The sequence below is a fragment of the Shewanella zhuhaiensis genome (assembly GCF_022484835.1).
Taxonomy (GTDB): domain Bacteria; phylum Pseudomonadota; class Gammaproteobacteria; order Enterobacterales; family Shewanellaceae; genus Shewanella; species Shewanella khirikhana.
On record NZ_JAKUDL010000003.1, the window covers coordinates 224,068 to 247,727 of the forward strand.

Consider the following 23,660-nt stretch of genomic DNA (forward strand, 5'->3'; position numbering starts at 1 on the left):
TTCAGACTATTGGGCTTCGCGATTTATTCACCGTAAAGTCAATTGGTTATCTTACGCCATACCGCTCGGCTGACGCTGGAGTGTTAATACGGAGAATGGATTATGAGTACAGCTTTGCATGCCAAATGGAAACCTCAACTTAAGGCCCTGTGCGCCGCTGTTGCAGTGGTTTTTGCCGCCTCAGCCCCCATTCAAAGCGCCACAGCCTGTACCGGTGTCACTCTGATAGCCGAGGATGGCGCCGTTATCTTTGCCCGCACCGAGGAGTGGGGTACCTTTGATTTGAACTCACGTATCGCCATTGTGCCACGGGGCTATCAAATCAATACTGAGCTGCCAGATGGCAAGAAAGGCATGTCGTGGAAAACCAAATACGGTCTGGTGGGCGTGGATGCGCTCAATAAAGACCTGTTTATCGATGGCATGAACGAAAAAGGTTTGACTGCCAACCTTTTCTATCATGAGGGCTTTGCGGAGTACGCCAAATACGATCCGGCCAAAGCCAGTGATTCAGTGCCGATTCTGGCACTGGCGCCCTATCTTTTGAGCAACTTCTCAAACACAGACGAAGTGCGTGCCGTACTTGAGAAAATCCACGTGGTAGGCGTCTATGTGGATGCCATTGGTGGCGTGCCGCCAGTGCACATTTTCCTCACCGATCCCCGCGGTAAGGCGATTGTGGTGGAGTTTACCAAGGGCGTTACCACAGTGCACGAGGCGCCGTTAGGTGTAGTGACCAACGGCCCCAATTACGACTGGCACATGAACAATCTGCTCAACTACGTCAATCTGGATGAGCCGCTGCCGCATCGCCACGCCAAGGACATCAAGTCGATCAAGTTTGGCGCTGGCGCCAGGCTGTATGGCTTGCCGGGCGACCTGACGTCACCCTCTCGCTTCTTGCGGGCTGCCGCCTATGCCAACACAGCCCGCAAAACAGCCGACGGTGATGAGACCCTGTATGAAGCGTTCCGGGTGCTGGATAACTTTAACCTGACCGTGGGCACCGCGGCGGCAGAGGGCGGTGGGGAAGTGAATCAGCAAGGCATGCGCAGCTCTACCATCTGGACCACCGCTTACGACACCAAAAATCTGGTTATGCACTATCACACCATGCATAACCGGCGGGTGCGTGAGCTGGATTTCAACAATCTCGATTTCGATGCCAGAGCGGTTGTGCGGCTGCCGCTGGATCGTGAGAAAACTCAGGATATTGAGAAGCTTATTCCACCGAAGAGCTGAGTTTCACCAGTTTGCCTTGCCCGGAGCTGAGCATGTTGGCCGTTCCGGGCTTTTTTATATCCGTGGGTTTTGATAGCAAAGCCTGGCGCTAAAGCCTTGCACTAAATCCTCAAGAGTATCGCCTTGCCGATGGCGCTACTGGCGGGCAGCAGGATATGGGGCAGCGGCACCTTCACCAGTTCACAGCGGTCGTCCTGCGTCAGCCAGGGGGCGGTAACTTCGCTGAATGCCACCACGCCATCGTTACTTTCGCCATAAAAGGGTGCTATGGCTTTGTTACTGATGCCCTTTACGCCAATAAAGGCGCAGCAGGGAACACCCAAGAGCGCACTGGGTGCACCTATGGCGGCCATTCTGTCACCGCTGCCAAGCAGCTGACCTGCATCACCACTGAAAAACCTGAACAGTGCACCATGCTTAAGGCTAACCGCCAGTCTTGCGGGGTTAACCGGTGAGCCCAGTAAAAAGAGTTTTTGTGGCAGGTTGGCTGGCGGCGCAGGGCCTGTCAGCAGGTAGCGGCTTATCACGCCGCCGAGGGAGTGGCCGATAAGTACATAGGGCGTATCAGGCCCCAATGCATTGATTTTTCGGGCAAGCCGCCCGGTAATGCTTTCGACCGACTCGGTGGCGGCAAGGTATGCGATAACATGACACTGAATACCGGCCCGCCGCAATGTCAGCAGCAGTGGCAAGCCCGACAGCGGCGTCCGACCCAGGCCATGGATAAAAATGGCGTGCAGTTTTTCCATCTCAGTCTCCCTTGTGCATCACCCCATTAGCTGGCTAAATACCCAAAAACACAAATGAATATTCGTCCATCTATTTACTATCGGGAAGCTGATTATGACCATTTTGCTCACCTGCCTCATGATTGCCATGTTGTTGCCTTATCTGGCCAAGGGGCCTGTGGCCGTCGCCATGGCCAAAATGGGTGGCTACGATAACCACCATCCCCGCAGCCAGCAGGCGAAGCTCGAAGGCTTTGGTGCCCGGGCGCTGGCGGCTCACCAGAATGCCTTTGAGTCTTTGCTGATTTTTGGCTTGGCAGTTCTGGCTGTGCTGGCCACTGATAAGGTCAATGGAACGGCCGAAACTGCCGCTGTGGTGCATGTAGTTGCCCGGGTTGGTTATCAGCTGGCCTATCTTTACGATACCGACAAGCTGCGCTCAAGCCTCTGGTTTGTGGGCATTATTGCCAGCTTTACCCTGTTGGCACAGGCGTTTTAAGTAAAGGCTTCACCACTGTAAGCCGCTGTCAATCAGCGGCTTTTTGCTATCTGTCCCGAGAGAAATCGTTCAGCCCATTGTGGGGAGTTACTGTCGCTCTGGGGCGTGTCGCCATTGTCCGGACACTGCTGCAAAGCGGACACATTTCTGTGAAACGGACACTTTTGGGTGTCCGCGGACAAAACACTGGCCCGAGATTCTGCTCTAATCTATTGAATAAATGTGAATTTTAAAGTTGGCATGTCACTTGAATTAACTGGTCTATCAAATCAGCAAATTACATGACCGGACACATCGGTCGGGGATGGAAGCGATGATCAGGGACACCAGTGGACAGGATAAGGTGCTGGCACCGAAACGACATAAACGCCTCGTATGGACGCTTGGCGGCATAGCGCTTGCCGCCGTGGCTGCGGTGTGGGCCATGGGCAACGTGGATGGCGCCGCCCATTCGGCCAAGCGCAGCGACCTGGTCACCGCCACTGTGACTCGCGGCACCCTGGTGCGGGACATCATCGCCAATGGCAAGATTGTCGCCGCCAATGCGCCTATTCTCTACACCCCCGAAGAAGGCATGGTGACCCTGGAAGCCCGTCCTGGCGATGCCGTGACAAAAGGTCAGCGTGTTGCCGTCATCGACAGTCCGCTGCTGACCAGCAACCTGGCTCAGGAGCAGGCCCGTCTCGACGCCCTCAGCGGTGATGTGGAGCGCGCCATGCTCGATGCCCGGCGTCAGCAGCTCAGTGCCCAGCAGGTGCTGGACACCGCCCGGGTCGAGCTGGAAGCCGCCGAGCGCGAAAGCCGCCGTGGCGACATTCTGATCCAGAAAGACCTTATCAGTCGCATCGACTTTGAAAAGACCAAAGACGATTTCAAAAAAGCCAAGCTCAACTATGCCCACGCCGAGCAGGAAGTGGCGTTGATGCGAGACACTTTGGCTTTCGAGCTTAAAAACAAACAGTTGGAACATAAGCGTCAGCAGCTGCTGGTGGAAGATCTGCGCCGTCAGGTGACTGCGCTGGATATCAAGGCGCCGGTGGACGGCATCATCGGCAACTGGCTTACCGAACAAAAGGCCCGCCTCGCCCGTGGTCAGGCAATCCTGACTGTGGTGGATCTCAGCGCCTTTGAAGCCGAGCTGGCGGTGTCTGAATCCTACGCCGACGAACTGGGGTTGGGGATGGAAGTGGAGCTGGATTTGGGCGGCGACAAGGCGGCCGGTGTGCTTTCCTCCATCTCGCCCGAAGTGCAGGGCGGCCAGGTGCTGACCCGGGTACGTTTTAAGGATGCACAGGGGCTTAAGCTGCGTCAGAATCAGCGCCTGTCAGCCCGTATCCTGCTGGAAAATTTGGAAAATGTGCTGATGGTGCGCCGTGGCAGCTTTGTGACCGACCCATCCGGTCAGGTGTACCGGGTCGAAGGGGACAGCGCCAGCCGCACCCCTATCAAGCTCGGCGCCCGCAGTGTCAGCCATGTGCAGATTATCGATGGGGCCAATGAAGGTGATGAGTGGGTGATTTCCGGCGCAGAAGGGCTGAAAAAAGCTGAGCGGGTAAGGCTTTACTGATGAATTACAGACTGATGAAACATGTCCCCGAGTTTGCACTGAGCGGCCTGGTGCTGGGTATATCGCTGCTTATTCAGGGACTGGCTTTTGGGATGATTGAATTTAACGAATTTGGACTCTGGCTGCTGCGTTAAGCCACAAAGAAAAGGAATAACACCATGTTAAGCATGAAAAATATCAACAAACTCTTTCGTACCGATCTGGTGGAAACCCACGCCCTGCGCGACTTTAACCTGCAGGTGAATGAAGGGGAATTTGTGGCGGTGACCGGCCCCTCAGGTTCGGGTAAAACCACCTTTCTGAACATTGCCGGGTTGCTGGAGAATGCTTCCGGTGGCGAATATTGGCTCGACGGTGAGAATGTGGCGAACCTGAGTGACAGCGGCGCAGCCAAGGTGAGAAATCATAAGATTGGCTTTATTTTTCAGGGCTTTAACCTTATCCCCGATTTGAACCTGGCGGAAAACGTCGAGCTGCCACTGCGCTATCGTGGCTTTAATGGCGCCGAGCGGAAACGCCGGGTTGAAGAGGCGTTATCCCAGGTGGGGCTGGCCGCGCGCCAAAGCCATCTGCCATCTCAGCTTTCCGGTGGTCAGCAGCAGCGGGTGGCTATTGCCCGGGCGCTGGCCGGTAAGCCGCGTTTTCTGCTGGCGGACGAACCCACGGGTAACCTGGATTCGCTGATGGCGCGTCAGGTGATGGAGCTGCTGGAAGACATTAACCGCAAGGGCACCACCATTATCATGGTGACCCACGATGGCGAGCTGGCCCGCCGCGCCGAGCGCAATATTCAGATTGTCGATGGTCAGGTGTGCGATTTCCTCAGCGGCCGCGCCGTGGTTAACGGTTAAGGGGGCGCTATGTTCAGTCATTATTTGGATCTCGCCTGGCGCTCTATCCGCAAGACACCGATGATGTCGCTGCTGATGGTGATGGCTATCTCTATTGGCATTGGCATTACCATCATGACCCTCAATGTGCATCAGCTGATGGCGAACAACCCCGCCGGGGATCGCAGCGATAAGCTCTATTCGGTAAACCTGTGGAGCCAGGGACCGGACACCTGGGATGAGTTCGTGGTCAATCTGACCTATCAGGACGCCATGAACCTGCGTAAGTCAGATGCGGCGCCGCGCAAAACGGCCATGATCCGCACCGGGCTGGCGTTGACCTCGTCGAATCCTGATATCGAGCCCAAGCTGGAAGATGTGCGGGTAACCGACCGCGACTTCTTTGCCATGTTCTCGGTGCCTTTCCTGTTTGGCGGCGCCTGGGATGCCAGTGTGGATACTGAACCGGCCAACGTGGTGGTGATAGCCAAGAAAGTCAACGACCGGCTGTTTAACGGCAGTAACAGTGTCGGTGAGGTGGTGTTCCTCAACGACAAACCCTTTCGAATTGTTGGGGTGATTGACGATTGGCAGGTATTGCCCAAGTTCTACGATCTGCATAACGGCCCCACCGACGAAACCGAAGTAGTGTTTATTCCCTTCTCGCTGCTGGCGCAGGAAAAATACGATCCCTGGGGCAATATCAGTGGCTGGAAATACGAAGAGGGCAGCCTGTTTACCCAAGAGAAAACCTGGGTGCAGTTCTGGGCCGAGCTCGATACCCCGGCCGAGCGCGAAAACTACCGCAACTTCCTTGATGGCTACGTTGACAGCCAGCAGCAACTGGGTCGCTTTACCGACAAGAGTCGTACCTCCTGGGTGAGGCTCAATGATGTGGCCCGGCACCTTATCGACAACAAGGTTGTTCCCGAAGACAACAAAATTCTGATTGGCCTTAGCCTGCTGTTTTTGCTGGTGTGTCTGGTGAATATCCTTGGCCTGATGCTGAGTAAGTTCCTTAAGCGGGCACCCGAGGTGGGTGTGCGCCGCGCCATTGGTGCCAGCAAGGGCCATATCTTTGCTCAGCATATGGTGGAAGTCGGCATGATAGGGGCCTTGGGCGGCGCCCTGGGGTTGCTGTGGGCCTGGGTGGCTCTGCAATACCTGAGCAAAAGGTTTCTGTTGGATGGCATGGATAATCTTGACCCCAGCATCTGGTTTATTGCCCCCGCTATTGCCATCAGTTCGGCCATGTTGGCGGGTATGTATCCGGCATGGGTGATTTGTCGAACCAAACCCAGCGTGTATCTCAAGAGCCAATAAGGAGCGGCCATGACTGCGATTAAACCTATTTTGAGCGCCATGCTGCGAAGCCGCAGCGCGCCGATCCTGCTGCTGCTGCAAATTATTCTGTCAGTAGCCATAGTGGCCAATGCGGCCTTTATCATTCATCAGCGTCTGGGCCTGATGGAGCGCTCCTCTGGTGTCGCCGAATCTGAGGTGCTCACCTTCAAGTTGTACAACTATGGCGAGGGCATGGATTTAATGGCCCGCAGCCAGCGCGATATGGAGATATTGCGTGGCCTGCCCGGAGTGAAAGCTGTGGCACCGGCCAACATGCTGCCGCTTGGCAGCAGCGGTTGGATGTCGGGCTTTAATGATGGCCCCGACCCTGAAACCGCCAAAAGTTTGCCTGGGATGGCGGTTTATATGGGCGATGAATACCTGGTGGATGCTTTTGGTCTCAAGCTGATTGAGGGGCGCAACTTCCTGCCCGGTCGTATCGCTCAGGGCCTGGATGATACTGAGGTGCCCCGTGAGGTACTGGTCACCAAAACCTATGCCAAGGAAGCCTTTGGTGATGAAAGCCCCATCGGCAAGCGGGTGTATGAGGGCAGCAAGGTATTCACTATTGTCGGTGTGGTTGAGAAACTCCAGGGCGCCTGGGTGAATAATGACGACATCGAAAACAGCGTGATGGTGAACGTCAATATGAATGGCGGCGGGCAGTTCAACACCATAGTGGTGCGCGCCGATGCGGTGGATCACTCTTATCTGCGGGAAGCCATTAAGGAAGCGCTGCACAAGGATGACCCTCGCCGGGTGCTGTTTTCCTTCAGAAGCATCGCCGAATACCGCGAACGGGCTTATGCGCAACACGCCATGATGGCCTTTGTGCTCGGGGCCATGATAGTGCTGTTGCTGGGCATTACCGCGCTGGGGCTGTCGGGCATGGTGATGTTCAATATCGAGCGGCGCACCAAGCAAATCGGCACCCGTCGGGCGCTTGGGGCCACCCGTGGCAATATTCTGGGCTGGTTCCTGACCGAAAACTATCTGCTGTTGGCGGCTGGCGCTCTGATAGGCTCGCTGCTGGCTTTTGAACTCAGCCGTCAGCTGATGGCGTTTTTCAGCCTGGATGCCCTGGCCTGGCAATATCCGGCGATGACAGTGGCGCTGCTGTTTTTGGTAACGACAGTTGCGGTGATTATCCCGGCCAGAAAGGCGGCGGCAATCTCCCCATCCATCGCCACCCGAAGCGTATAAGCTGTCTAACGAGGGCTCGCAAATTGCGGGCCCTTAAGTTAAGGTTTAGCAAAATTACTCAAAATGAATCAAATGGATAAGATACTCATCGTCGACGACAATCTGGATGTTTGTCAGGCGCTTTCGCTGATGCTCGAGCTGAACGGCTATAAAAGCCATTGTGTGCAGAGCCCGGAAGCGGCGTTGAAGGCCATTGGCGAGCATGAATTTGCGCTGGTGATCCAGGACATGAACTTCACCCGCGATACCACCAGTGGTGAGGAAGGGCGAGAGCTGTTCCATGCCATCCGCGCTGAATGTCCATCCATTCCTATCATTTTGCTGACCGCCTGGACCGAGCTTGAAATGGCGGTGGAGCTGATGAAAGCCGGCGCCGCTGATTATCAGGGCAAGCCCTGGGACGATGCCAAGCTGCTCATCAGTATCGGCAACCTGATTTCGCTGCATAAGCTGTCCCGCGAAAATGGAGAGCTTAAGCGCCAGAAGGCGGAACGTACTGCGGTATTTGATGAAGCCGACCTTTGCGGTTTGGTGTTTGGCAGCCCGGCGATGGAGCGCTGCGTGGACTTGGCGCTGCAGCTGGCCAAATCCGATGTCTCTGTGCTTATCACAGGCCCCAACGGCGCCGGAAAAGACCGCCTCGCCGATATACTGCACGCCAACTCGCCGTTAAAAGATAAGCCCTTTATCAAGGTGAATGTGGGGGCGCTGCCGATAGAGCTGATGGAAGCCGAGCTTTTTGGTGCCGAGGCCGGCGCCTTTACCGGCGCTACCAAGGCGCGGATTGGCCGTTTTGAAGCTGCCGATGGCGGCACCCTGTTTCTGGATGAAATTGGCAATCTGCCACTCTCCGGCCAAATCAAGTTGCTGCGGGTGCTGCAAACCGGTGAGTTTGAGCGTCTTGGCAGCCATCAAACCCGCAAGTGCAAGGTGCGGGTGCTGAGTGCGACCAATGCGGACCTGCGGCAGGACATTGTCGATGGTCGTTTCCGGGAAGACCTTTTCTATCGCCTCAATGTGGTCGAGCTGGCATTGCCGCCATTGGCGGAGCGTAAAGACGACGTGCTGCCGCTGGTGGCGTACTTTACCGGCGGTCGCGAGCTGGATGATCAGGCCAGGGCGGCGCTGCTGGCCCACAACTGGCCGGGCAACGTGCGTGAGCTTGAAAACGCCTGCAAACGCGCATCTATCCTGGCACGGGCCGAGGCCCTGAGCGCTGCCGATTTCGGCCTGGCGGCGGTGTCACCCGTTAATTCAGCCGCCAGCGCAACCTCGCCGGCAGCGGCATTTGCGGCATCCGCTCAGATTTCTGAGTCAGTTGCGACTGCCGCTACAGCAGCGGCTCCTGAGTCAATCAACAGCGAGCCCGATCGCAGTGAGATTGAAGCGGCACTCGCAGAGCATCGCGGGGTAATAGCCCGGGTGGCCAAGTCCTTCGGCCTTAGCCGTCAGGCTCTGTACCGGCGCATGGAGAAGTTCGGCATTGAGGGCAAGCCCTCCAAAGAGAGTGAGTAAAGTCCTTGGCGGATGATAAACACGAACCCCTGGCGGCGCTGGGATTAAGAGCAAGACTGCTGCTGGCCATTGCGTTCAGCTGGGCGCTTGGCAGTGCTCTGGTGTGGTTGGTGGTGAGCCGCTTTGGCGTTGACTGGCTGATGCCGTCGCTGGCGCTGGGCGCGCTTGTGTCGCTGATGCTCAGCGCCTGGCTGACCCGCAGGCTCAGCAATGCCCTTAAGTCGATGGAGCTTGGGCTGCTTAATCTTATCGATAACGACTTCAGCGCCTCGCTGCCGGGCAGTGACGACCCAGTGCTCAGTAAACTCTCGTCGCTGTTTAACCGCGCCAGCGAGACATTGCGCCGTGAGCGGCAGCATCTGTATCAGCGCGAACTGCTGCTCGATAAGGTGATCCAAAACTCTCCCAACCTGATGTTGCTGCTTGATAGCAGCGGCCACATCATTTATGCCAATGATTCTGCCCGCCATGAACTCCATGGCGGCAAAGGCATCACAGGCATGACCCTGACAGCCCTCGCTGCCGCCATCGGTGAGCCCATGGCGCCCATTCTGACCGGTGACACCGACGGCCTGTTCACCCTAGAGCGGGAAGGCGACAGCGAGACCTGGCATATCAGCCGTGGCCGCTTCACCCTGAATGGTTTTGAACATCAGCTTATTTTGCTTAAGCAGATGACCCGCGAGCTCAGTCGTCAGGAAGTAGCAGTGTGGAAAAAGGTCATACGGGTTATCAGCCACGAGCTGAATAACTCGCTGGCGCCGATGCGCTCCATGGTGAACTCGGGCCGTATGCTGGCGGGCAAGTTGGATGAGCCCAGGCTCAATCTGATTTTCGATACCATAGACAAGCGCACGGCACATTTGGGCGAGTTTATTGAGGGCTACGCCCGCTTTGCCCGCCTGCCTCGGCCCATCAAGGCGCCGGTGGATATGGCGCGGCTGTGCCATGAACTCGGGCTGCAAACCCCATTTGTGGTGGTTGGTGAACTGCCCACCGAGCCCTTGATTGCCGATGAAGTGCAGCTGGAGCAGGTGCTGCTGAACCTTTTGAAAAACGCCCACGAAAGTGGCTCGGCGCCTCAGGAGGTGGCCATGGCGGTTCGGACTCAGCCTGCTTCGGCTGCCAGCCCCGCAGGGGTTGTGATTGAAGTGATGGACAGAGGGCCGGGGATGTCGCCGGAAGTGCTGTCTCAGGCACTGTTGCCGTTTTACTCAACCAAGCAGCAGGGCACCGGGCTTGGGCTTGCCCTTTGCCGCGAAATCATCGAGGCTCACGATGGCCGCATCAGCCTGCAAAATCGCAGTGGTGGCGGCTTGGCAGTGCAGCTGTTTTTGCCCGCCCAGGGCGCCTGAACAAAAGTATTAGTCGCCAGTTTGCTATCTATACCTTTGGGCTAATTTGCTGTAAAGATTAGCCTTTTATGATGACCTTTCCGAGCCATTCCTGATAAATTGCTTGCTTGTTCGTGAGTGATGTAGCGGGACACTGCGGCCTAAGGAGAGGCATCTTGAAGCAGGCATTATTGACAGCCTTATTGCTGTCCTTGTTATCGTTTTCACCGTTTTCTGCCAAGGCAAATGACGATGAAGTGGAGATCAGTGGTCTGGTTATCGACCGAACCCTGACCCGTTTTGGCAAGGAATTCAGCTTCTATTACTCCTCCTATTGGCGCGAGTTGCCCTTTACCCAGGGCTTTAATGTGACCCTTACCGAAACCGTATTTCCCCAGGCCGGCACCCTGCTGGTGATGGAGATTAACGGCACCAAGATTTACAGCACTCACTTTGGCCGCAGAGCCAGCTCAATCAAGGATAAGGCCGAGCAGGCGGTACTTATCACGGTGGACTATTTGGCGCAGGTCAGGGCCAATGCCATCGTCGGTGATGACATAGAACTCGGACACAGCAAACAGGAATGACAATGAAAAGGATGTTAGTGATGGCGGTGCTGGCGCTCGGCTTTTCCGCCCAGGGGACCGAATTGGTCTACACCCCGATAAATCCGAGCTTCGGCGGCTCGCCGCTCAATGGCTCGTTTCTGCTGAACAAGGCCCAAAGCCAAAACGATAACCAGTCGCCTTCCAACGAAAAAGACTTCGTGACCCGCTTTAAAGAGTCGCTGGAGCGCAACATTATCAACTCCATCACCCGCAAGGTGGCCGATGGCGATATCACTGACGGCGTCTATGACACCGGCGATTATCGCATTGAGGTGGCCTCCAATGGCGCCGGGGTTATCCTCACTATCACCAACCAGCTCACCGGCGAAGTGACAGTGATTGAGATGCCCGTGTATGGAGGTAACCCATGAGACTCTTAGCCGCCGCTTTGCTGCTTTCTCTGGGTGGTTGCAGCCTTGTGCCCAAGCCGGATCTGAATATCACCGAGGCACAGGTAAATCCACTGAGCCAGACCATGGAGTCGCTCAAGGCTCAGCCCGGCCCCAAATTCCCCATTCCTGTGGCCGTGTACTCCTTCCGTGACCAAACCGGGCAATATAAACCGCAGGCCAACGTAAGCAGCTTCTCCACCGCCGTGACCCAGGGCGCCACCTCCATGCTGGTGCAAACCCTGCTGGATTCGGGCTGGTTTACACCGGTGGAACGTGAAGGGCTGCAAAACCTGCTGACCGAGCGTAAGTTTATCAATCGCCAGAAGAAAGGCGATGAGCTGCCCACCATGGCCAATGCCAGACTGCTGCTTGAAGGCGGCATTATCAGCTACGAAACCAACACCAGCACAGGTGGTGTGGGGGTTGAATACTACGGCATTGGCGCCTCTGAAATGTACCGTGAAGATCAGGTGACCATCTATTTGCGCGCAGTGGATGTGCACAGCGGTAAGGTACTGATGTCGGTAAACACCACCAAGCGGGTGATGTCCCAGGAGATGCGCGCCGGGCTGTTTCGCTTCACCAGCCTCAATCGCCTGGCGGAGGCCGAGGTAGGCTTTACCACCAATGAGCCGGTGCAGTTTTGTGTGCAGCAAGCCATTGAAGTTGCTGTGGCCGAGCTGATTGAAAAAGGCATTCGCCAGGGTTACTGGTCTGCCTCGCAAACTGCCCCCGGCAGCCAGCAGCTGGAGCAGGAAGGCTGATGTAGCCTGTTCCCCAATAACAAAAAGGGTGCCTTTGGCACCCTTTTTGTTTGTCACAGTCCTGTTCATCAGGGGCGCATGGCACGCCAGAACAGCTGAAAGCTCGCGTCTCTGTGCTCTGGGTCCAGGGCAAGTTCGGGGCGGTCCAGAAAAAAGCGGGTGGCAGACAGATACTGGCCGTGGCAGTTCTCCAGCATTATCGGCAGCGGCAAACGGGCGAGAATCCCTTGCTGTTGCCCCTGGCTAATCATGGTGCCGATAAAGCCGAGGATCCCCTGCATCGCTTGTTCCCGAAGGGCTAGCGGGATTTCCACCGACAGTGAAAACTGCTGGAAAAACTGCTGCTTGTCCGGGTTGCTTATGCCCCAGTCGAGGGCGCCGAGCCAGAGGGTTTTGGCCTGCTGCTCCAGGTCGCTGCCGGGCAATGCCATGGCGCCAAGGGCATCGGCAAACTCCTTTTTCACTGTCAGAAACAGCGTTTCCAGCAGTGCTTCCTTGGTGGGAAAGTGGTGAAACAGGGTGCCGGTTGCCACCCCCGCCGCCTTGGCGATGCTGGCGGTGGAGGTGCCATGAAAGCCCTGTGAATTAAAAAGCTTCAGGGCTGCATCCAGGATCTGGCTGCGTTTATCTGCGCCGCCGCTGACTTTGCTCATAGCCAAACCTCAGCGCAAGAATACTTTCATCAGCAACTGCTGAATGGCATTGCCGTAGGGCGGATGCACCAGCTTGCCGGTATTCAGGCGGCCGCGCTTGAGCACGGTTTTGGCGTGGCTGAAGGTGCGAAAGCCTTCTTCGCCGTGATAGTGCCCCATGCCAGATGGACCTATGCCGCCAAAGGGGGCATCGTCTGCGGCTACGTGGAATACGGTTTCATTGAGGCAGACACCGCCGGAGTGGGTGGCCTTGAGCACCTTGTCCTGGGTCTGGCCATCGAAGCTCATCAGGTACAGCGCCAGCGGTCTTGGGCGGGCATTGATGTACGCGATGGCGTCTTCAAGACTGGCGTAGGGAATGATTGGCAGCAGCGGGCCGAAGATTTCCTCCTGCAACACCTGCATCTCATCATTCACATTGGTCAAAAGCTGGGTCGGCAACTTGCGGATGGCATCGAGCGGCGCTTCACCGCTGGCACTGTGCACTGTCGCGCCCTTGGCTTTGGCATCGTCCAGTACAGTCATCAGCCGTTGCCACTGGCGCTCGTTGATAATGGCGCCATAGTCGTTATTGGTTTCAACCTTGCCATAGAGGGCGGCAAATTTGGCCTGATAGGCGGCAATAAAGGCATCTTCCTTGCCCTGAGGCACCAGTACATAGTCGGGTGCTACGCAGATTTGTCCTGCATTCAGGCACTTGCCATAAATCATCCGCTCAACGGCGGTATCCATGTCCATGTCTGGCGCCACAATCACCGGCGACTTGCCGCCAAGCTCCAGTGTAACCGGCGTCAGATTGGCACTGGCAGCGCGCATCACATGCTTGCCCACAGCAGTGGAGCCGGTAAATAGAATATGGTCGAAGGCGAGCGCCGAAAACGCGGCGGCCACATCGGCTTCGCCTTCAACAACCGCCACCTGATGTTCGGCAAAAACCTTTGCCAGCAGGGATTTAAGCACCTTGTTGGTTTCGGGGGTAAATTCCGACATCTTCAGCATGGCACTGTTACCGGCGGCAATGGCGGTGACCAGCGGCCCCAGGCTCAGCATCACCGGGAAGTTCCAGGGCACGATAATGCCAATAACCCCTTTGGGCTGATACTCCACCTTCACACTGGCCGGTGCCAGCAGTATGCCTGCATGGCGGCGGCTGGGTTTGGTCCAGCGCTTGAGGTTGGACAGGGTGTAGTTGATGTGATTCACCACCGGCATGATGTCGGAGATACGGCTGTCGTCGGCGCTGCGATGGCCATAATCCCGGGAAAGCGCAGCTATTAGCGCATCCTGTTGTTCGAGCAGTGCGGCTTTCAGTGATTGCAGTGCGGCTTTGCGGCTGCTTAAGTCCGGATAGCTGTGGCTGGCAAAGTGCGAGCGCTGGCTGGCAAAAATCTGCTGCATTGCGGCTATTTCGCCGGATGTGGCTTGCTGCATCTGGGTGGCTGCATTCATGGTGATATCCTTGCTGAAAATAAAACCGACTGATTAGTCGGTCTATGGTAGTCCGGGGGACGGATTTTGACAATGCCTTCGAGAAAAACTTGATCGGGATCACCTTTGGCAGGGGCAATGCCTGCCTACAATAAACAGAGAAAGTGGTGAAGGAGCACAATATGACAACTCTCAGACACGGACTCACCATTGGCGTTGAACGCCATGGCAAAGATGATTTCTTTGTGGTGCTCAAGGTGGTTGGCACTTTAACCCACGAAGACTACGAGCGCATGGTGCCTGTGCTGGAAGGCGCCATTGAAGGCGTAAAAGACCCTGACATCTACATGCTGGTGGATGCCACCGAGCTGGAAGGCTGGGAAGCGCGGGCCATGTGGGACGACCTGAAGCTTGGCATCAAACACGGGCGGCACTTTGAAAAGATTGCCGTGGTGGGTAAACCCGGCTGGCAAGAGTGGCTGACCAAGCTTGCCGACTGGTTTACCCCGGCCGATGCCAGGTTCTTTGTTGACCGTCAGGATGCGCTGGAGTGGCTTGGCGATTGACGTCAGGCATGCACATTAACCAGGCTGGATCTGGAGGTAATTATGGTCAGTAACGCAATTTTGTGGCCGACCGACTTTTCGGAAACGGCATCCCATGCCCTCAGGTATGCGGTGGAAATGGCCAACCTGTATCAGGTGGGGCTGAAAATTTTGCACGTGGTCCCAAGGCCCATGGGCGATGAAAACTTTATGATTTTGGCTATCACTCCAGAGGAGCTGGCCAAGAGCATGGAGGAGGCGGCCGCCGAGAAGATGAAGTCGCTGCTCGCCAAACTCAATACCGATTTGCAGGTGGAAACCAAAATCCGTATGGGTGAGGCCGCCGATGAAATCATCACAGAGGCCAACGAGTCTGACGTGGGCATGGTAGTGATTGCCAGCCACGGATACTCAGGCATTCGCCACTTTTTGCACGCCAATGTGGCTGAAGCTGTGGCCAATGGTGCCAAGTGCCCTGTGCTGGTGGTGAAGTAAACCACGAATGAGGTGGTGACGCAGGTTTCGAGCGGGGCTGTGTTGTGCGGGCTTATGTCTTGAAGGCGCAAGCCCAGGAAGGTTGTATGCTCACAAACCTACGGGGATCCCCGTTTGTCTGTCGCTTTGCCAACATGACAATAAAAAAGCAGCCCTGTGGCTGCTTTTTTGAGGTTAACGCGTATTCAGGCTATCTCAGGCGCTTTGCTGCTGCATCTTCAGCAGCCACTTGCCGTAGATAAAAATTCCCACCGCCGAGATGGTGCCGATGGCGGCGATGATGTACCAGGCCATGCCAATGTTGTGGGCATTGTAGAGCACTTCCGTCAGCTCGCGGCTGCCGCGGCCGGTGAATTCCACCAGGCGGGTAAAGGCTTCACCTTGGGGGATGGCGGCCACATCAGCCGGACTCATGCCTTCTTCACCCAGCATCTGGCGGGCGAACTTTTCTTTAGAGGCGTACATCTCATACAGCTTGGGGCCGAAGTAGCCTTCCAGGCCCCAACCTATGCCCTGTGGCAGCATCACAAAGCCCAGATACATGGCTTTTTTGCCCTCGGGGGCGATATTGCCCATAAACTCGTTCTTTTTCGGGCTAATCATCATTTCGCCCACAGAGAACATGGCAATCGCCAGCACTATGTACCAGGCGGCGTGGGTGGCGCCAATCATCACAAAGGCACCGATGGACAGCAGACAACCCCACAGCATGGCGGTGGTGATGCGGTACTTGGCGGTCAGCGCGGCCACCAAGAAGCAGCTTGTCATGATAAGGCCTGCGTTCAGGTTCAGCATGCCTTCTGGCATTACCTTGGTGCCTTCGTTATTCAGCCCCAGCCAAAACTGCAAAATGCCGCTGCGGGTGCCTTCTTCGCCAAACAGGGTCGAAACAATCACGCTGGTATCCACCCATTCGGCAATGTGAATGGGCAGTACATCAAACAGCGAGTTAAACAAAAACCAGAAACCGGCAAACACCAGCATGTAGTAGATCACCACCGGCTTTTTCAGCTCGTTCCAGGCATCCTTCCACAGGAAGTCCTGCTTCAGCTCGCCGGCCTTGATTTTACGCTGGCGCTCGAGACGGGCTTCTTTGCCGGGCTCTTTATAGGTAAGCAAAAACAAAAAGTTAAGCGAGATAATTGCGGCGCATGCGTAGAACACATTGTCCCAGGAGAGCTGGCGCATATGCACGGCTACCAAGGGGCCGAGGAAGCCGCCGATATTCACCACCTGATAGAAAATCCCCCAGGCCATGGAGCTGTTGTCGCGCCTTGTTGCCAGCACCAGGGTGCCCTGAATACCTGGCTTAAAGATACCTGTACCGGCCGCAAGCAGCATGGCGCCTGCCAAAAAGCCCCAAAAGCTTGGGAAAAACGCCATGCACAGATAACCGCAGATTTTAATGATGGTGGAGGCGAAGATGGTTTCTTTGTAGCCCACCCGGTCGGAAATACCGCCGGTAAAAACCGGAATAAAGGTCTGTAAAATCGCCCAGCTGGAAATAATAATGCCGTAGTCAGACAGGGTAATGCCCAGACCGCCTTCGGACACAGGCGCTTTGGCATACAGACCGGCACTGGCTTTTACGCCGTAGTAGGCAATGCGCTCCACCAGTTCCATGCCGCCAACCAGCCAGAAAATGTAACCCAGGCTCATGATGGAGGCCCACATGCCGAGCTGTTTGACCTCGGTAAGGTCGTTGCCCGACAAATTGCTTGATTGACTCATGACTTGTCCTTCTCTTTGTCTTTTTTTATTGGTGTTGTTATCGCGGCACGACATCAAGGGTAATGCCGCTTCCGGGGGAGTCTGCCGCCGGAATAGGCCACTTTACCCTGTTTGCTGGTAAAGGCCAAAAAATGCGGCCGAAGATGTGGCACAGCGCGGCCTGTCTGAGGGGAGAAAAGGACAAAAAAAGGGGAGCCTGAGAAACTCCCTTCCAGATGGAAAATCGCTGCATTAAAGGCCGGTGAACCCTAGAAGGGATACCAGATAGCCTCTTTACGGCGCAGGTTGATGATATAGAAACAAAGCGCCATAAAGATCAGCGCCGGAAAGGGTGAGGGCACATCGAAGGCAATATGAAAACCTGCCGCGCCAGCCATTATTGGCACAAGTCCGGTGGCGGCAAGGGCGCTCCAGCGGGGCAGCAGCAAGCCGATACCGGCGGCCACTTCGGCAGCGCCAATAAAGTAGCCAAACCAGGCAGGCAAGTTCATGGCATGAAAGGCACGGTGCAGCTCGGGCACGCCAGCCAGTTTGGCGGCGCCAAATCCAAGCATGGGCAGCGCCAGCAAAACAATGGGCGCGAGCTTTAATATGCCTTTGAGCTTACTCATAAAATGCTCCGATGTTGATGAACCGTCCTCAGTATTCACAGGTTAAAAAATAAATTATATTGATGTTAATTTATCAGGATGATTTATCAGGTTTATCTTTATGCCCTCTATCGATCAGCTCAAGGTGCTTAAAGCCGTGGTGGAATGCGGCTCGCTGCGCCTCGCCGCCGACAGCCTGTGCAAGACCCAACCGGCGCTGACCCACGCCATTCGGCAGTTGGAGTCCCAACTCGGGCTGCGTCTTTTCAGTCGTGAGGCTTACCGGCTGGCGCTTACCGACGAAGGCAAACGCATCCATCAACTGGCGCTGCGGACCCTGGAGACCCATAACGAGCTGTTGCAGGTGGCGACCTTCCTGGCGGGAGGGAACGAGGCCTCAGTCACGCTGGCGGTGGAAGCCTCTTTTGAGCTGGCGCCGATATTGCCGGCTTTTGAGACGGTGCAGGCCGAGTTTCCCGCCTGCGAAATCGTTATCCGTCAGGAATACTTAACCGGTGCGGTGGAGCTGGTGCAAAAAGATCTGGCCGAGCTTTGCATCAGCCCGGTGAATCCGGCACTGAGCCCCGGAGTGAGATTGCAAAGCCAATTCCTGACCCGGGGCGAGATGGTGAATGTGGTGTCGCCCAAACTGCTTGCCCGTCACCCAGAGCTTCACTCGGTGGCGCAGCTGAAGGATGAATACCAGATCCTGGTGCAGGACAGCGGCAGCGGCACCCGTGGCCTCAAGCTTGGGGTGCAAAGCGCCCAGCGCCACTGGTACGTCAACAGCTTTGCCACCAAGCTGTCACTGATTGAACAGGGGATGGGCTGGGGGCGCTTGCCGTTGTGGATGATAAAAACGGCCCTCGAAGAAGGCCGTTTATTGGTGCCGGCACTGAATGATTGCAGTGCCCGAGAACAGTTTGGATACTCACTGGTGCGCCGTGCCGATGGCGCGCCGGGCCCCGTGGCCACGCGGCTGTGGCAGGCGCTTGCGGGGATGGCCGCGTTGTAAGCATCCATTTTCAAGCGTTAGTTATCGATGACACAGCCGCTGATTTGCTGATTGGCGCCCAGGGTGCATTCAAACTCGCCGTGCTTGCCAACAAAGGCATTCAGGCTGCCATCCACGGTTTGATAACCGAAGAGTCCGGCCTCGGCGTCCAGCGCCTGGACCTTACCTTCGAGTTCGATGCGGCTGGTTAGCTGCTCGGCCTCGATTTCAGTCACGATAAATTCGCCCGACTGCTCGTAACCTGAGAGCGCTACCCAGTTGCTGCCGTTGACATCGGTGGGCAAGAGGTCATCAAACTCGGCGGCGGATGACAGGGTCAGGCTGATGCCATTAAGGCTGATGCCATTAAGGCTGATGCGGCCATTGGCATCCAGGATGGCAAAGCCAGGAGCTTCAAATTCACGCTCATCCAGCTCAAGGCCGCTGTCGCCCTTGTGCTCAAATTCAATTTCTTTGGCCACCAGGTTCATAGCGCCCAGATCCCAGCTGCCTTCCACTTCAATTTGGTTACCCACCTTCAGTTCGGCGGCGCTGCCGTCTTCAAAACGGGTCTGGTCGGTGATGGCCACCGAGGTTTGCTGATTGAGCAGCAGGTGCGAGCCGTCCTGACTCATCCAGCTGATTAGCCCTTCGGCCTCGATTTCATCGCCCTGATTATGCTCGCGGTTTTGCTTTTCGATACTGCTGGCCTTGAGGTTCAGACCATCGAGCAGGCCTTCAACTTCGACCAGGTCGCCGTTGTTCAGGCTGATGGAACTGGCGCTGTAGTCAACGGTTACTTTGCCGAGTTTGAACTGTTTCGCCGCGGTACTCAGCGCCGTGACCACACCTTCGAGTTCGCTGTGGCTGTCGTCGCTTTGCTCAATAAAGCTGGCTTTAAGCTGATCGCCATCGAGGTAAAAGCCACTCACTTCCAGCATATCGCCTACCTTGATGGCACTGAGGCTCAGGCCATCATCGAAGCGAGCCTCTTTGGTGAGCACCCGAATGCCCGCCATGGTCAGCACATCGCCATCAATATTACTCACCGGGGCCTGTAATTCGCTGTTGAGGATCACGTCGGTAGCGACGCCTTTTTCCGTTTTAATGTCGAGCACCATGCCGGGCTTAAGCTCAGATAAGCTGGTGCCTTCGAAGCGGGCACCGGCGGCGTCCAGGCTGCGGCCATTGATGTTAAGGATGCTGCCGGATACGGCTTCGAGCTCACCGGAAATACTGGCCGCGGCGGCTGGGATAACAGGCTGGCCACTGTCGTTATTGTCGCTGCCGCCGCAGGCGGTGAGGCTGGCGACCAGGGGAATAAGTGTCAGAGAAGCTAACTTCTTCATGTTGCAAAGTACTCCTTATTGCAATCGGGTTATCAGGGAAGGGCGCGGATTCTAGCGCCGCAGATGGCGGCCAGAGAAGGGATGTGAACCACAATTAATCCTGATTTAACCTCGGCGGGAGAAGATGTGATCCAGGCCAAATTGGCCGTGTAAATGACTGTGAACCCGGGCTTTACCCGGGCCGGGCACAACCGCATAATGCCCGCTTCTTTTGATACTGTGGATGGATACATGTTCAAGAAACTTCTAGCTGCCGTTGGTATTGGCAGCGCCAAAGTTGATACCCAATTGCACCAAAGCCGCCTGTTCCCCGGACAGGAATTCGAGGCGACTATCGTTATTCAGGGCGGCGATGTGCCGCAAAAAGTCGAGGGTATCGATCTTGCTCTGATGACCCGCGTGAAAGTAAGCGGTGAGAACGGCGACTTTTTTAAAAACCATTGCCTGGCCAAGTGGCGGGTGGCCAAGTCGTTTGAAATCCAGCCCGGCCAGGTGCTTGAAATCCCCTTCAAGGGCCAACTGCATCCGGAAACCCCCTTCACCGCGCTGCCGGTGCGCAACAACCAGTGTCAGGTTTGGCTGCAAACCGGGGTGGACATAGACGTTGCCCTCGACCCATCCGATAACGATGCCATTGAAATTTTGCCCACTCCGGTACTGGAACATGTGCTGACCGCCATGAACGAGCTGGGCTTTGCCCTCACCAAGGCCGATGTGGAGCAGGGCTTTTTGAATGCCCCAGGTTTCCGCTCCCGCTCCGGTTGCTATCAGGAGCTGGAATTCCACCCCCGCAGCTTCGGCTTCTCCAGCCTGCGTGAAGTGGAAATTTCATTGGTGTGCGACACAGCCGAAACCCATCTTTTGATTGAACTTGACCGCGCCTTTCGTGGCGATGGCTACACCGCCTTCTCGCTGGCCAATAACGCCAGCGCCAGTGACGTGCTTACCAGACTCAAACAGCATATCCGCTGACAACAACCTCCCCCCCAAAGGCGCCTGATGGCGCCTTTGTTATTTGCAGTTTTGCTGTATTCAGGTGGCGCCCCCAAGCGCCTTTCTTCTGCTTCGCGTTTATTTCAGCGCTTATTCCGCAGACATGTTATGTTGTAAAAACGTTAAAGCATGAGTAAGTTAGGCCGCTTCCAGGCAGTTTGCTTTATGCCCCAGCCCAGAGATGGATTATGCAAAGCGATATTTCCCTTGCCAGAGTGAAGCAGTTTCCGCGTCTGATGTGGATTTTGCTGTTTGGCTCTTTTATTACCCGTGGCAGCTACTACATGGTGTGGCCGTTTCTGGCGGTGATCCTCTACGAGCGCTTTGGGTTGTCGGCCACCGAGGTGGGGCTGATTTTATCTGCGGCGGCGCTGGTGTCTGTGCTGGTAAGTTTTATCGGCAGTGCCCTGTCGGACAAAGTTGGCAGGCAAAAGATGATGTATGGTGCAGGCGTGCTCTACATTATCTCGTTTTCGCTGCTGGCCGAAGCCGATTCGGTGCCCGGATTTGCATTGGTCATCACCCTCTGCTCTATTGCCGCATCGCTGTGGCGGCCTTTGGTGGCGGCCCTGATTGGTGACATCATCCACGAGCCCCAAACCCGCGAGCTTGCGATGCAGAGTCTGTATTTTATCGTGAATGTGGGCTGCGCCGTGGGACCCATTGCCGGTGTCTGGCTGGGGTTAACCGGCGAGCAGTCGAGTTTTTACATCACCACTGTGGCCTTTGCGATTTTGCTGTTGCTGCTCTGGTGGGGATTTGCCAACCACGAGTTTAGCCAGGTGACTCATCAGGGTCAGTTCGGCGAGGAAGGGAATGCGGCCAACTCTGGCAGCGATGACCAGGCTGCATCCGGGATGCGCTATACCCTGCGGGTACTTGCCAAAGACAGGCTGCTGCAAAGCCTTATTCTGGCCAATGTTATCTGCATGTTTATCTTCGGCCAGATGGATGGCTCTCTGGTGCAGTACCTAAGCCGCGCCGGGGTGCCCAATGTGCTTGAGCTTATTTCGTCGATGATTTTCACCAATGCCATGATCATCATCACCTGCCAGTTTTTGCTGCTCAAACTGATGGCTCACTGGTCTTTGGTCAAGCGTATTCAAGTGGCGCTGGTGCTGCTAATCGCATCGCAGCTGTGGATGGGGCTAAACCCGGTCGACTTATTCTGGGGCTGGATTGGCGCCGTGGTAGTGATGAGTCTGGCGGAGGCGGTGCTCTTTCCCACCATGAACGTGCATATCGACCGCATTGCCCCGCGCCATCTGCGCGGTGCCTATTTTGGTGCATCATCCTTCTATGAATTTGGCTTTGCCCTGGCGCCCCTGGGCGGCGGCATAGTGCTGGATCTGCTAAACGGCTCCTGGCTGTTCCTTAGCTGCGCCGCCCTCACCCTGCTGGTGATGTATTTGTACAGCAAGCTGGAAAACCTGTCCCGCCCCGACTTTGCGACCGAGCTTGCAGGGGACTAACGCCCCTCTAATAAGTGAACCATATGCTGGCGGGCGATTTGCACTGCAAATGGCATGACAGCCTTGATGAATCTTAATTAAGAGGCTTATTTGGTGAATATTAAGAAACTGACTGAAACAACTAAACAAGAAACACCAAGCAACCTGTAAAGTTTTCTAGCCTTTTTCACACCTGCTTCTTTGTCTTCAGCATGTTCATATAGCCAGCGTCCTGTTTGACCATCAAACGCTAAGATGAACTCTGTCGGTAGCAAGATCAGCAAAACACCAATTATTCCAATAACGCTCAACATGAAGGTAACCATAGCCAGAACCTAACGCTTTGTTAAGGGGCTGGCGCCATGCGCCAGTCCCACGGAGCCAGCCGAGGCTGGCGGAGTAAACTTGAGCAACTGGTTATGTGGGCTAATGATTTGCACCAACTTTGCCCCAATCACCGTTCAAAACTTCATCGATAAATTCCTGAGCATTACCTTCCGTTTCAATGTTGAAACACGAATAACCATAACCAAGGCTGGCAATTTCAGTGCCGTAAGTAGCAAATTTATGACCATCACTGTCAATCAACATACCTTGGGTGGCTCCGTAACCGCGAATCAAACATGTAAACGTTTCAAAACCGTGAGATAGAGACAATTGAAAAGGGCTGACTATATCGATACTTGGATGCTCAATTAATTGGCGTAGCAGAGTTGTCATAGTTTACCCACATAACGCTTTGCTAATGGGCTGCCGCAGCGCAGGTAGGCAGTCCCGTGGAGGCCACGCTTTTTTGTGGCCGTAACGAAATTAAGCAATTTGTTAGAGCTACTTTTTATTTGGTTTAAGTAATATTAAGCGTATTAATGGGCGAGCAATCAATAAAATAAACGCCAACGAGGCCACAAAAAGGACACCTAACTGATAAAATGGGTTCAGACCGTACAACAAGGAACTTTCACTAGGCTGTGTAATTTGAAAATAGAGAAATACACTAACAGCACTTACCGCTATCATTATGACCACAAGTAAAATTGTATTTAATGGTTCACTGTATTTAAACTCTATTTTTTTTTCGTCGCTCAAAATACACTCCAATCCATAGGTAGCTCTAACAGTTGTATAGTGCGCATGCGCATAATCTCCCCACGTGGCGCGCAGAAGGCTTTGGCTCTCGCTAAAAATGCAAGACTATTTGCATTTTTGCCACTTACGCGGCCGCTAACGCCGTCAGGCTACTTGGCGAAATCACTCGCAACACGCTGTTTTTAAATTTGATTATTGAACTTAGCAAAAATCACCTTGGGTGGAAAGCGCGCATGCGCATGATTTGCGCCCGTTTTGTTTCGTGCACCATCTTGCGTGAGAAAGAGTCAGGCCAACCAAAACACCTTTGCTGAGGAAT

25 protein-coding genes are annotated in these 23,660 nt (G+C 55.3%); 17 read left to right on the forward strand and 8 right to left on the reverse strand.

Annotation, left to right across the window (positions count from 1 at the left end; genetic code table 11):
- The first annotated feature begins 102 nt into the window (after positions 1 to 102).
- On the forward strand, positions 103 to 1,242 hold the full coding sequence (locus tag MJ923_RS10585) for a linear amide C-N hydrolase (RefSeq protein ID WP_240591054.1): 1,140 nt from the start codon (positions 103 to 105) through the stop codon (positions 1,240 to 1,242).
- 101 nt (positions 1,243 to 1,343) lie between these two features.
- Here MJ923_RS10585 and MJ923_RS10590 read toward each other — a convergent pair whose 3' ends face one another.
- A complete protein-coding gene (locus MJ923_RS10590) occupies positions 1,344 to 1,991 on the reverse strand; it encodes an esterase/lipase family protein (protein WP_240591055.1) in 648 nt (215 codons plus the stop codon).
- Between the two features lie 94 nt (positions 1,992 to 2,085).
- On the opposite strand from MJ923_RS10590, the gene MJ923_RS10595 reads away from it, so the two are divergent.
- The 11 genes from MJ923_RS10595 to MJ923_RS10640 all read left to right on the forward strand — a co-directional run bounded on the left by MJ923_RS10595 (position 2,086) and on the right by MJ923_RS10640 (position 12,026).
- Entirely contained in the window at positions 2,086 to 2,469 is a 384-nt protein-coding gene (locus MJ923_RS10595) for an MAPEG family protein (RefSeq protein ID WP_240591056.1), read from the forward strand.
- Between the two features lie 313 nt (positions 2,470 to 2,782).
- On the forward strand, positions 2,783 to 4,036 hold the full coding sequence (locus MJ923_RS10600) for an efflux RND transporter periplasmic adaptor subunit (protein ID WP_240591057.1): 1,254 nt from the start codon (positions 2,783 to 2,785) through the stop codon (positions 4,034 to 4,036).
- A complete protein-coding gene (locus tag MJ923_RS20790) occupies positions 4,036 to 4,170 on the forward strand; it encodes a hypothetical protein (RefSeq protein WP_276313058.1) in 135 nt (44 codons plus the stop codon). The genes MJ923_RS10600 and MJ923_RS20790 overlap by 1 nt, the downstream gene beginning before the upstream one ends.
- A 24-nt stretch (positions 4,171 to 4,194) precedes the next feature.
- The gene (locus MJ923_RS10605) at positions 4,195 to 4,887 is read left to right on the forward strand and encodes an ABC transporter ATP-binding protein (protein WP_126168044.1); all 693 of its coding nucleotides are present in this window, start codon (positions 4,195 to 4,197) and stop codon (positions 4,885 to 4,887) included.
- A 9-nt stretch (positions 4,888 to 4,896) separates the two neighbouring features.
- The gene (locus tag MJ923_RS10610; protein ID WP_240591058.1) at positions 4,897 to 6,189 is read left to right on the forward strand and encodes an ABC transporter permease; all 1,293 of its coding nucleotides are present in this window, start codon (positions 4,897 to 4,899) and stop codon (positions 6,187 to 6,189) included.
- A 9-nt stretch (positions 6,190 to 6,198) separates the two neighbouring features.
- Positions 6,199 to 7,413 (forward strand): FtsX-like permease family protein, encoded by a 1,215-nt coding sequence (locus MJ923_RS10615; protein WP_240591059.1) that lies wholly within the window; start codon positions 6,199 to 6,201, stop codon positions 7,411 to 7,413.
- A gap of 72 nt (positions 7,414 to 7,485) precedes the next feature.
- Positions 7,486 to 8,928: a sigma-54-dependent transcriptional regulator gene (locus MJ923_RS10620; protein ID WP_240591060.1), complete on the forward strand. Its 1,443-nt coding sequence runs from the start codon at positions 7,486 to 7,488 to the stop codon at positions 8,926 to 8,928.
- Positions 8,929 to 8,933: 5 nt separating this feature from the next.
- Positions 8,934 to 10,283: a sensor histidine kinase gene (locus tag MJ923_RS10625; RefSeq protein WP_240591061.1), complete on the forward strand. Its 1,350-nt coding sequence runs from the start codon at positions 8,934 to 8,936 to the stop codon at positions 10,281 to 10,283.
- Between the two features lie 152 nt (positions 10,284 to 10,435).
- Positions 10,436 to 10,849, forward strand: a complete 414-nt coding sequence (locus tag MJ923_RS10630; protein ID WP_420854458.1) for a curli production assembly/transport protein CsgE — start codon at positions 10,436 to 10,438, stop codon at positions 10,847 to 10,849.
- A 2-nt stretch (positions 10,850 to 10,851) separates the two neighbouring features.
- On the forward strand, positions 10,852 to 11,241 hold the full coding sequence (locus MJ923_RS10635) for a curli assembly protein CsgF (RefSeq protein ID WP_418856581.1): 390 nt from the start codon (positions 10,852 to 10,854) through the stop codon (positions 11,239 to 11,241).
- Complete coding sequence (locus MJ923_RS10640; protein WP_126168038.1) at positions 11,238 to 12,026, forward strand: CsgG/HfaB family protein; 789 nt, start codon at positions 11,238 to 11,240, stop codon at positions 12,024 to 12,026. The genes MJ923_RS10635 and MJ923_RS10640 overlap by 4 nt, the downstream gene beginning before the upstream one ends.
- Before the next feature lie 68 nt (positions 12,027 to 12,094).
- On the opposite strand, the gene MJ923_RS10645 is transcribed toward MJ923_RS10640, so the two are convergent.
- Positions 12,095 to 12,679, reverse strand: coding sequence for a TetR/AcrR family transcriptional regulator (locus MJ923_RS10645; protein WP_240591062.1), 585 nt, complete (start codon positions 12,677 to 12,679; stop codon positions 12,095 to 12,097).
- 9 nt (positions 12,680 to 12,688) lie between these two features.
- Positions 12,689 to 14,128, reverse strand: coding sequence for a coniferyl aldehyde dehydrogenase (locus MJ923_RS10650; protein ID WP_420854431.1), 1,440 nt, complete (start codon positions 14,126 to 14,128; stop codon positions 12,689 to 12,691).
- A gap of 161 nt (positions 14,129 to 14,289) precedes the next feature.
- Here MJ923_RS10650 and MJ923_RS10655 point away from each other — a divergent pair, with 161 nt between their 5' ends.
- Entirely contained in the window at positions 14,290 to 14,673 is a 384-nt protein-coding gene (locus tag MJ923_RS10655; RefSeq protein WP_126168035.1) for a SpoIIAA family protein, read from the forward strand.
- Positions 14,674 to 14,715: 42 nt separating this feature from the next.
- Positions 14,716 to 15,147: a universal stress protein gene (locus tag MJ923_RS10660; RefSeq protein ID WP_240591063.1), complete on the forward strand. Its 432-nt coding sequence runs from the start codon at positions 14,716 to 14,718 to the stop codon at positions 15,145 to 15,147.
- 195 nt (positions 15,148 to 15,342) lie between these two features.
- On the opposite strand, the gene MJ923_RS10665 is transcribed toward MJ923_RS10660, so the two are convergent.
- Both MJ923_RS10665 and MJ923_RS10670 read right to left on the reverse strand, forming a co-directional pair.
- Entirely contained in the window at positions 15,343 to 16,878 is a 1,536-nt protein-coding gene (locus MJ923_RS10665; protein ID WP_240591064.1) for an MFS transporter, read from the reverse strand.
- A gap of 248 nt (positions 16,879 to 17,126) precedes the next feature.
- Positions 17,127 to 17,489, reverse strand: coding sequence for a DoxX family protein (locus tag MJ923_RS10670; RefSeq protein ID WP_240591065.1), 363 nt, complete (start codon positions 17,487 to 17,489; stop codon positions 17,127 to 17,129).
- A gap of 100 nt (positions 17,490 to 17,589) precedes the next feature.
- Here MJ923_RS10670 and MJ923_RS10675 point away from each other — a divergent pair, with 100 nt between their 5' ends.
- Positions 17,590 to 18,483 (forward strand): LysR family transcriptional regulator, encoded by an 894-nt coding sequence (locus MJ923_RS10675; RefSeq protein ID WP_240591066.1) that lies wholly within the window; start codon positions 17,590 to 17,592, stop codon positions 18,481 to 18,483.
- A gap of 17 nt (positions 18,484 to 18,500) precedes the next feature.
- On the opposite strand, the gene MJ923_RS10680 is transcribed toward MJ923_RS10675, so the two are convergent.
- Positions 18,501 to 19,811 carry a DUF5666 domain-containing protein gene (locus MJ923_RS10680; protein ID WP_240591067.1) on the reverse strand — a complete coding sequence of 437 codons (1,311 nt, stop codon included), beginning with the start codon at positions 19,809 to 19,811 and terminating at the stop codon, positions 18,501 to 18,503.
- 231 nt (positions 19,812 to 20,042) lie between these two features.
- Between MJ923_RS10680 and MJ923_RS10685 the strand changes: the two genes are divergently transcribed.
- Together MJ923_RS10685 and MJ923_RS10690 are read left to right on the forward strand one after the other, a co-directional pair.
- On the forward strand, positions 20,043 to 20,783 hold the full coding sequence (locus MJ923_RS10685) for a sporulation protein (RefSeq protein WP_240591068.1): 741 nt from the start codon (positions 20,043 to 20,045) through the stop codon (positions 20,781 to 20,783).
- Between the two features lie 209 nt (positions 20,784 to 20,992).
- A complete protein-coding gene (locus MJ923_RS10690) occupies positions 20,993 to 22,276 on the forward strand; it encodes an MFS transporter (protein ID WP_240591069.1) in 1,284 nt (427 codons plus the stop codon).
- Between the two features lie 86 nt (positions 22,277 to 22,362).
- On the opposite strand, the gene MJ923_RS10695 is transcribed toward MJ923_RS10690, so the two are convergent.
- Together MJ923_RS10695 and MJ923_RS10700 are read right to left on the reverse strand one after the other, a co-directional pair.
- The gene (locus MJ923_RS10695; RefSeq protein ID WP_240591070.1) at positions 22,363 to 22,581 is read right to left on the reverse strand and encodes a hypothetical protein; all 219 of its coding nucleotides are present in this window, start codon (positions 22,579 to 22,581) and stop codon (positions 22,363 to 22,365) included.
- A gap of 100 nt (positions 22,582 to 22,681) precedes the next feature.
- Positions 22,682 to 22,975: a hypothetical protein gene (locus MJ923_RS10700; RefSeq protein WP_240591071.1), complete on the reverse strand. Its 294-nt coding sequence runs from the start codon at positions 22,973 to 22,975 to the stop codon at positions 22,682 to 22,684.
- Positions 22,976 to 23,660 lie beyond the last annotated feature (685 nt).

What these genes read in the sequence shown, in the direction of transcription:
- MJ923_RS10655 (WP_126168035.1), top strand. Translation starts at nt 14,290, where the DNA reads ATGACAACTCTCAGACACGGACTCACCATTGGCGTTGAACGCCATGGC.
- MJ923_RS10620 (WP_240591060.1), top strand. Translation starts at nt 7,486, where the DNA reads ATGGATAAGATACTCATCGTCGACGACAATCTGGATGTTTGTCAGGCG.
- MJ923_RS10675 (WP_240591066.1), top strand. Translation starts at nt 17,590, where the DNA reads ATGCCCTCTATCGATCAGCTCAAGGTGCTTAAAGCCGTGGTGGAATGC.
- MJ923_RS10680 (WP_240591067.1), bottom strand. Translation starts at nt 19,811, where the DNA reads ATGAAGAAGTTAGCTTCTCTGACACTTATTCCCCTGGTCGCCAGCCTC.
- MJ923_RS10665 (WP_240591064.1), bottom strand. Translation starts at nt 16,878, where the DNA reads ATGAGTCAATCAAGCAATTTGTCGGGCAACGACCTTACCGAGGTCAAA.
- MJ923_RS10615 (WP_240591059.1), top strand. Translation starts at nt 6,199, where the DNA reads ATGACTGCGATTAAACCTATTTTGAGCGCCATGCTGCGAAGCCGCAGC.
- MJ923_RS10585 (WP_240591054.1), top strand. Translation starts at nt 103, where the DNA reads ATGAGTACAGCTTTGCATGCCAAATGGAAACCTCAACTTAAGGCCCTG.
- MJ923_RS10600 (WP_240591057.1), top strand. Translation starts at nt 2,783, where the DNA reads ATGATCAGGGACACCAGTGGACAGGATAAGGTGCTGGCACCGAAACGA.
- MJ923_RS10685 (WP_240591068.1), top strand. Translation starts at nt 20,043, where the DNA reads ATGTTCAAGAAACTTCTAGCTGCCGTTGGTATTGGCAGCGCCAAAGTT.
- MJ923_RS10650 (WP_420854431.1), bottom strand. Translation starts at nt 14,128, where the DNA reads ATGAATGCAGCCACCCAGATGCAGCAAGCCACATCCGGCGAAATAGCC.
- MJ923_RS10670 (WP_240591065.1), bottom strand. Translation starts at nt 17,489, where the DNA reads ATGAGTAAGCTCAAAGGCATATTAAAGCTCGCGCCCATTGTTTTGCTG.
- MJ923_RS10635 (WP_418856581.1), top strand. Translation starts at nt 10,852, where the DNA reads ATGAAAAGGATGTTAGTGATGGCGGTGCTGGCGCTCGGCTTTTCCGCC.
- MJ923_RS10695 (WP_240591070.1), bottom strand. Translation starts at nt 22,581, where the DNA reads ATGGTTACCTTCATGTTGAGCGTTATTGGAATAATTGGTGTTTTGCTG.
- MJ923_RS10590 (WP_240591055.1), bottom strand. Translation starts at nt 1,991, where the DNA reads ATGGAAAAACTGCACGCCATTTTTATCCATGGCCTGGGTCGGACGCCG.
- MJ923_RS10610 (WP_240591058.1), top strand. Translation starts at nt 4,897, where the DNA reads ATGTTCAGTCATTATTTGGATCTCGCCTGGCGCTCTATCCGCAAGACA.
- MJ923_RS10605 (WP_126168044.1), top strand. Translation starts at nt 4,195, where the DNA reads ATGTTAAGCATGAAAAATATCAACAAACTCTTTCGTACCGATCTGGTG.
- MJ923_RS10690 (WP_240591069.1), top strand. Translation starts at nt 20,993, where the DNA reads ATGCAAAGCGATATTTCCCTTGCCAGAGTGAAGCAGTTTCCGCGTCTG.
- MJ923_RS10640 (WP_126168038.1), top strand. Translation starts at nt 11,238, where the DNA reads ATGAGACTCTTAGCCGCCGCTTTGCTGCTTTCTCTGGGTGGTTGCAGC.
- MJ923_RS10660 (WP_240591063.1), top strand. Translation starts at nt 14,716, where the DNA reads ATGGTCAGTAACGCAATTTTGTGGCCGACCGACTTTTCGGAAACGGCA.
- MJ923_RS20790 (WP_276313058.1), top strand. Translation starts at nt 4,036, where the DNA reads ATGAATTACAGACTGATGAAACATGTCCCCGAGTTTGCACTGAGCGGC.
- MJ923_RS10595 (WP_240591056.1), top strand. Translation starts at nt 2,086, where the DNA reads ATGACCATTTTGCTCACCTGCCTCATGATTGCCATGTTGTTGCCTTAT.
- MJ923_RS10700 (WP_240591071.1), bottom strand. Translation starts at nt 22,975, where the DNA reads ATGACAACTCTGCTACGCCAATTAATTGAGCATCCAAGTATCGATATA.
- MJ923_RS10645 (WP_240591062.1), bottom strand. Translation starts at nt 12,679, where the DNA reads ATGAGCAAAGTCAGCGGCGGCGCAGATAAACGCAGCCAGATCCTGGAT.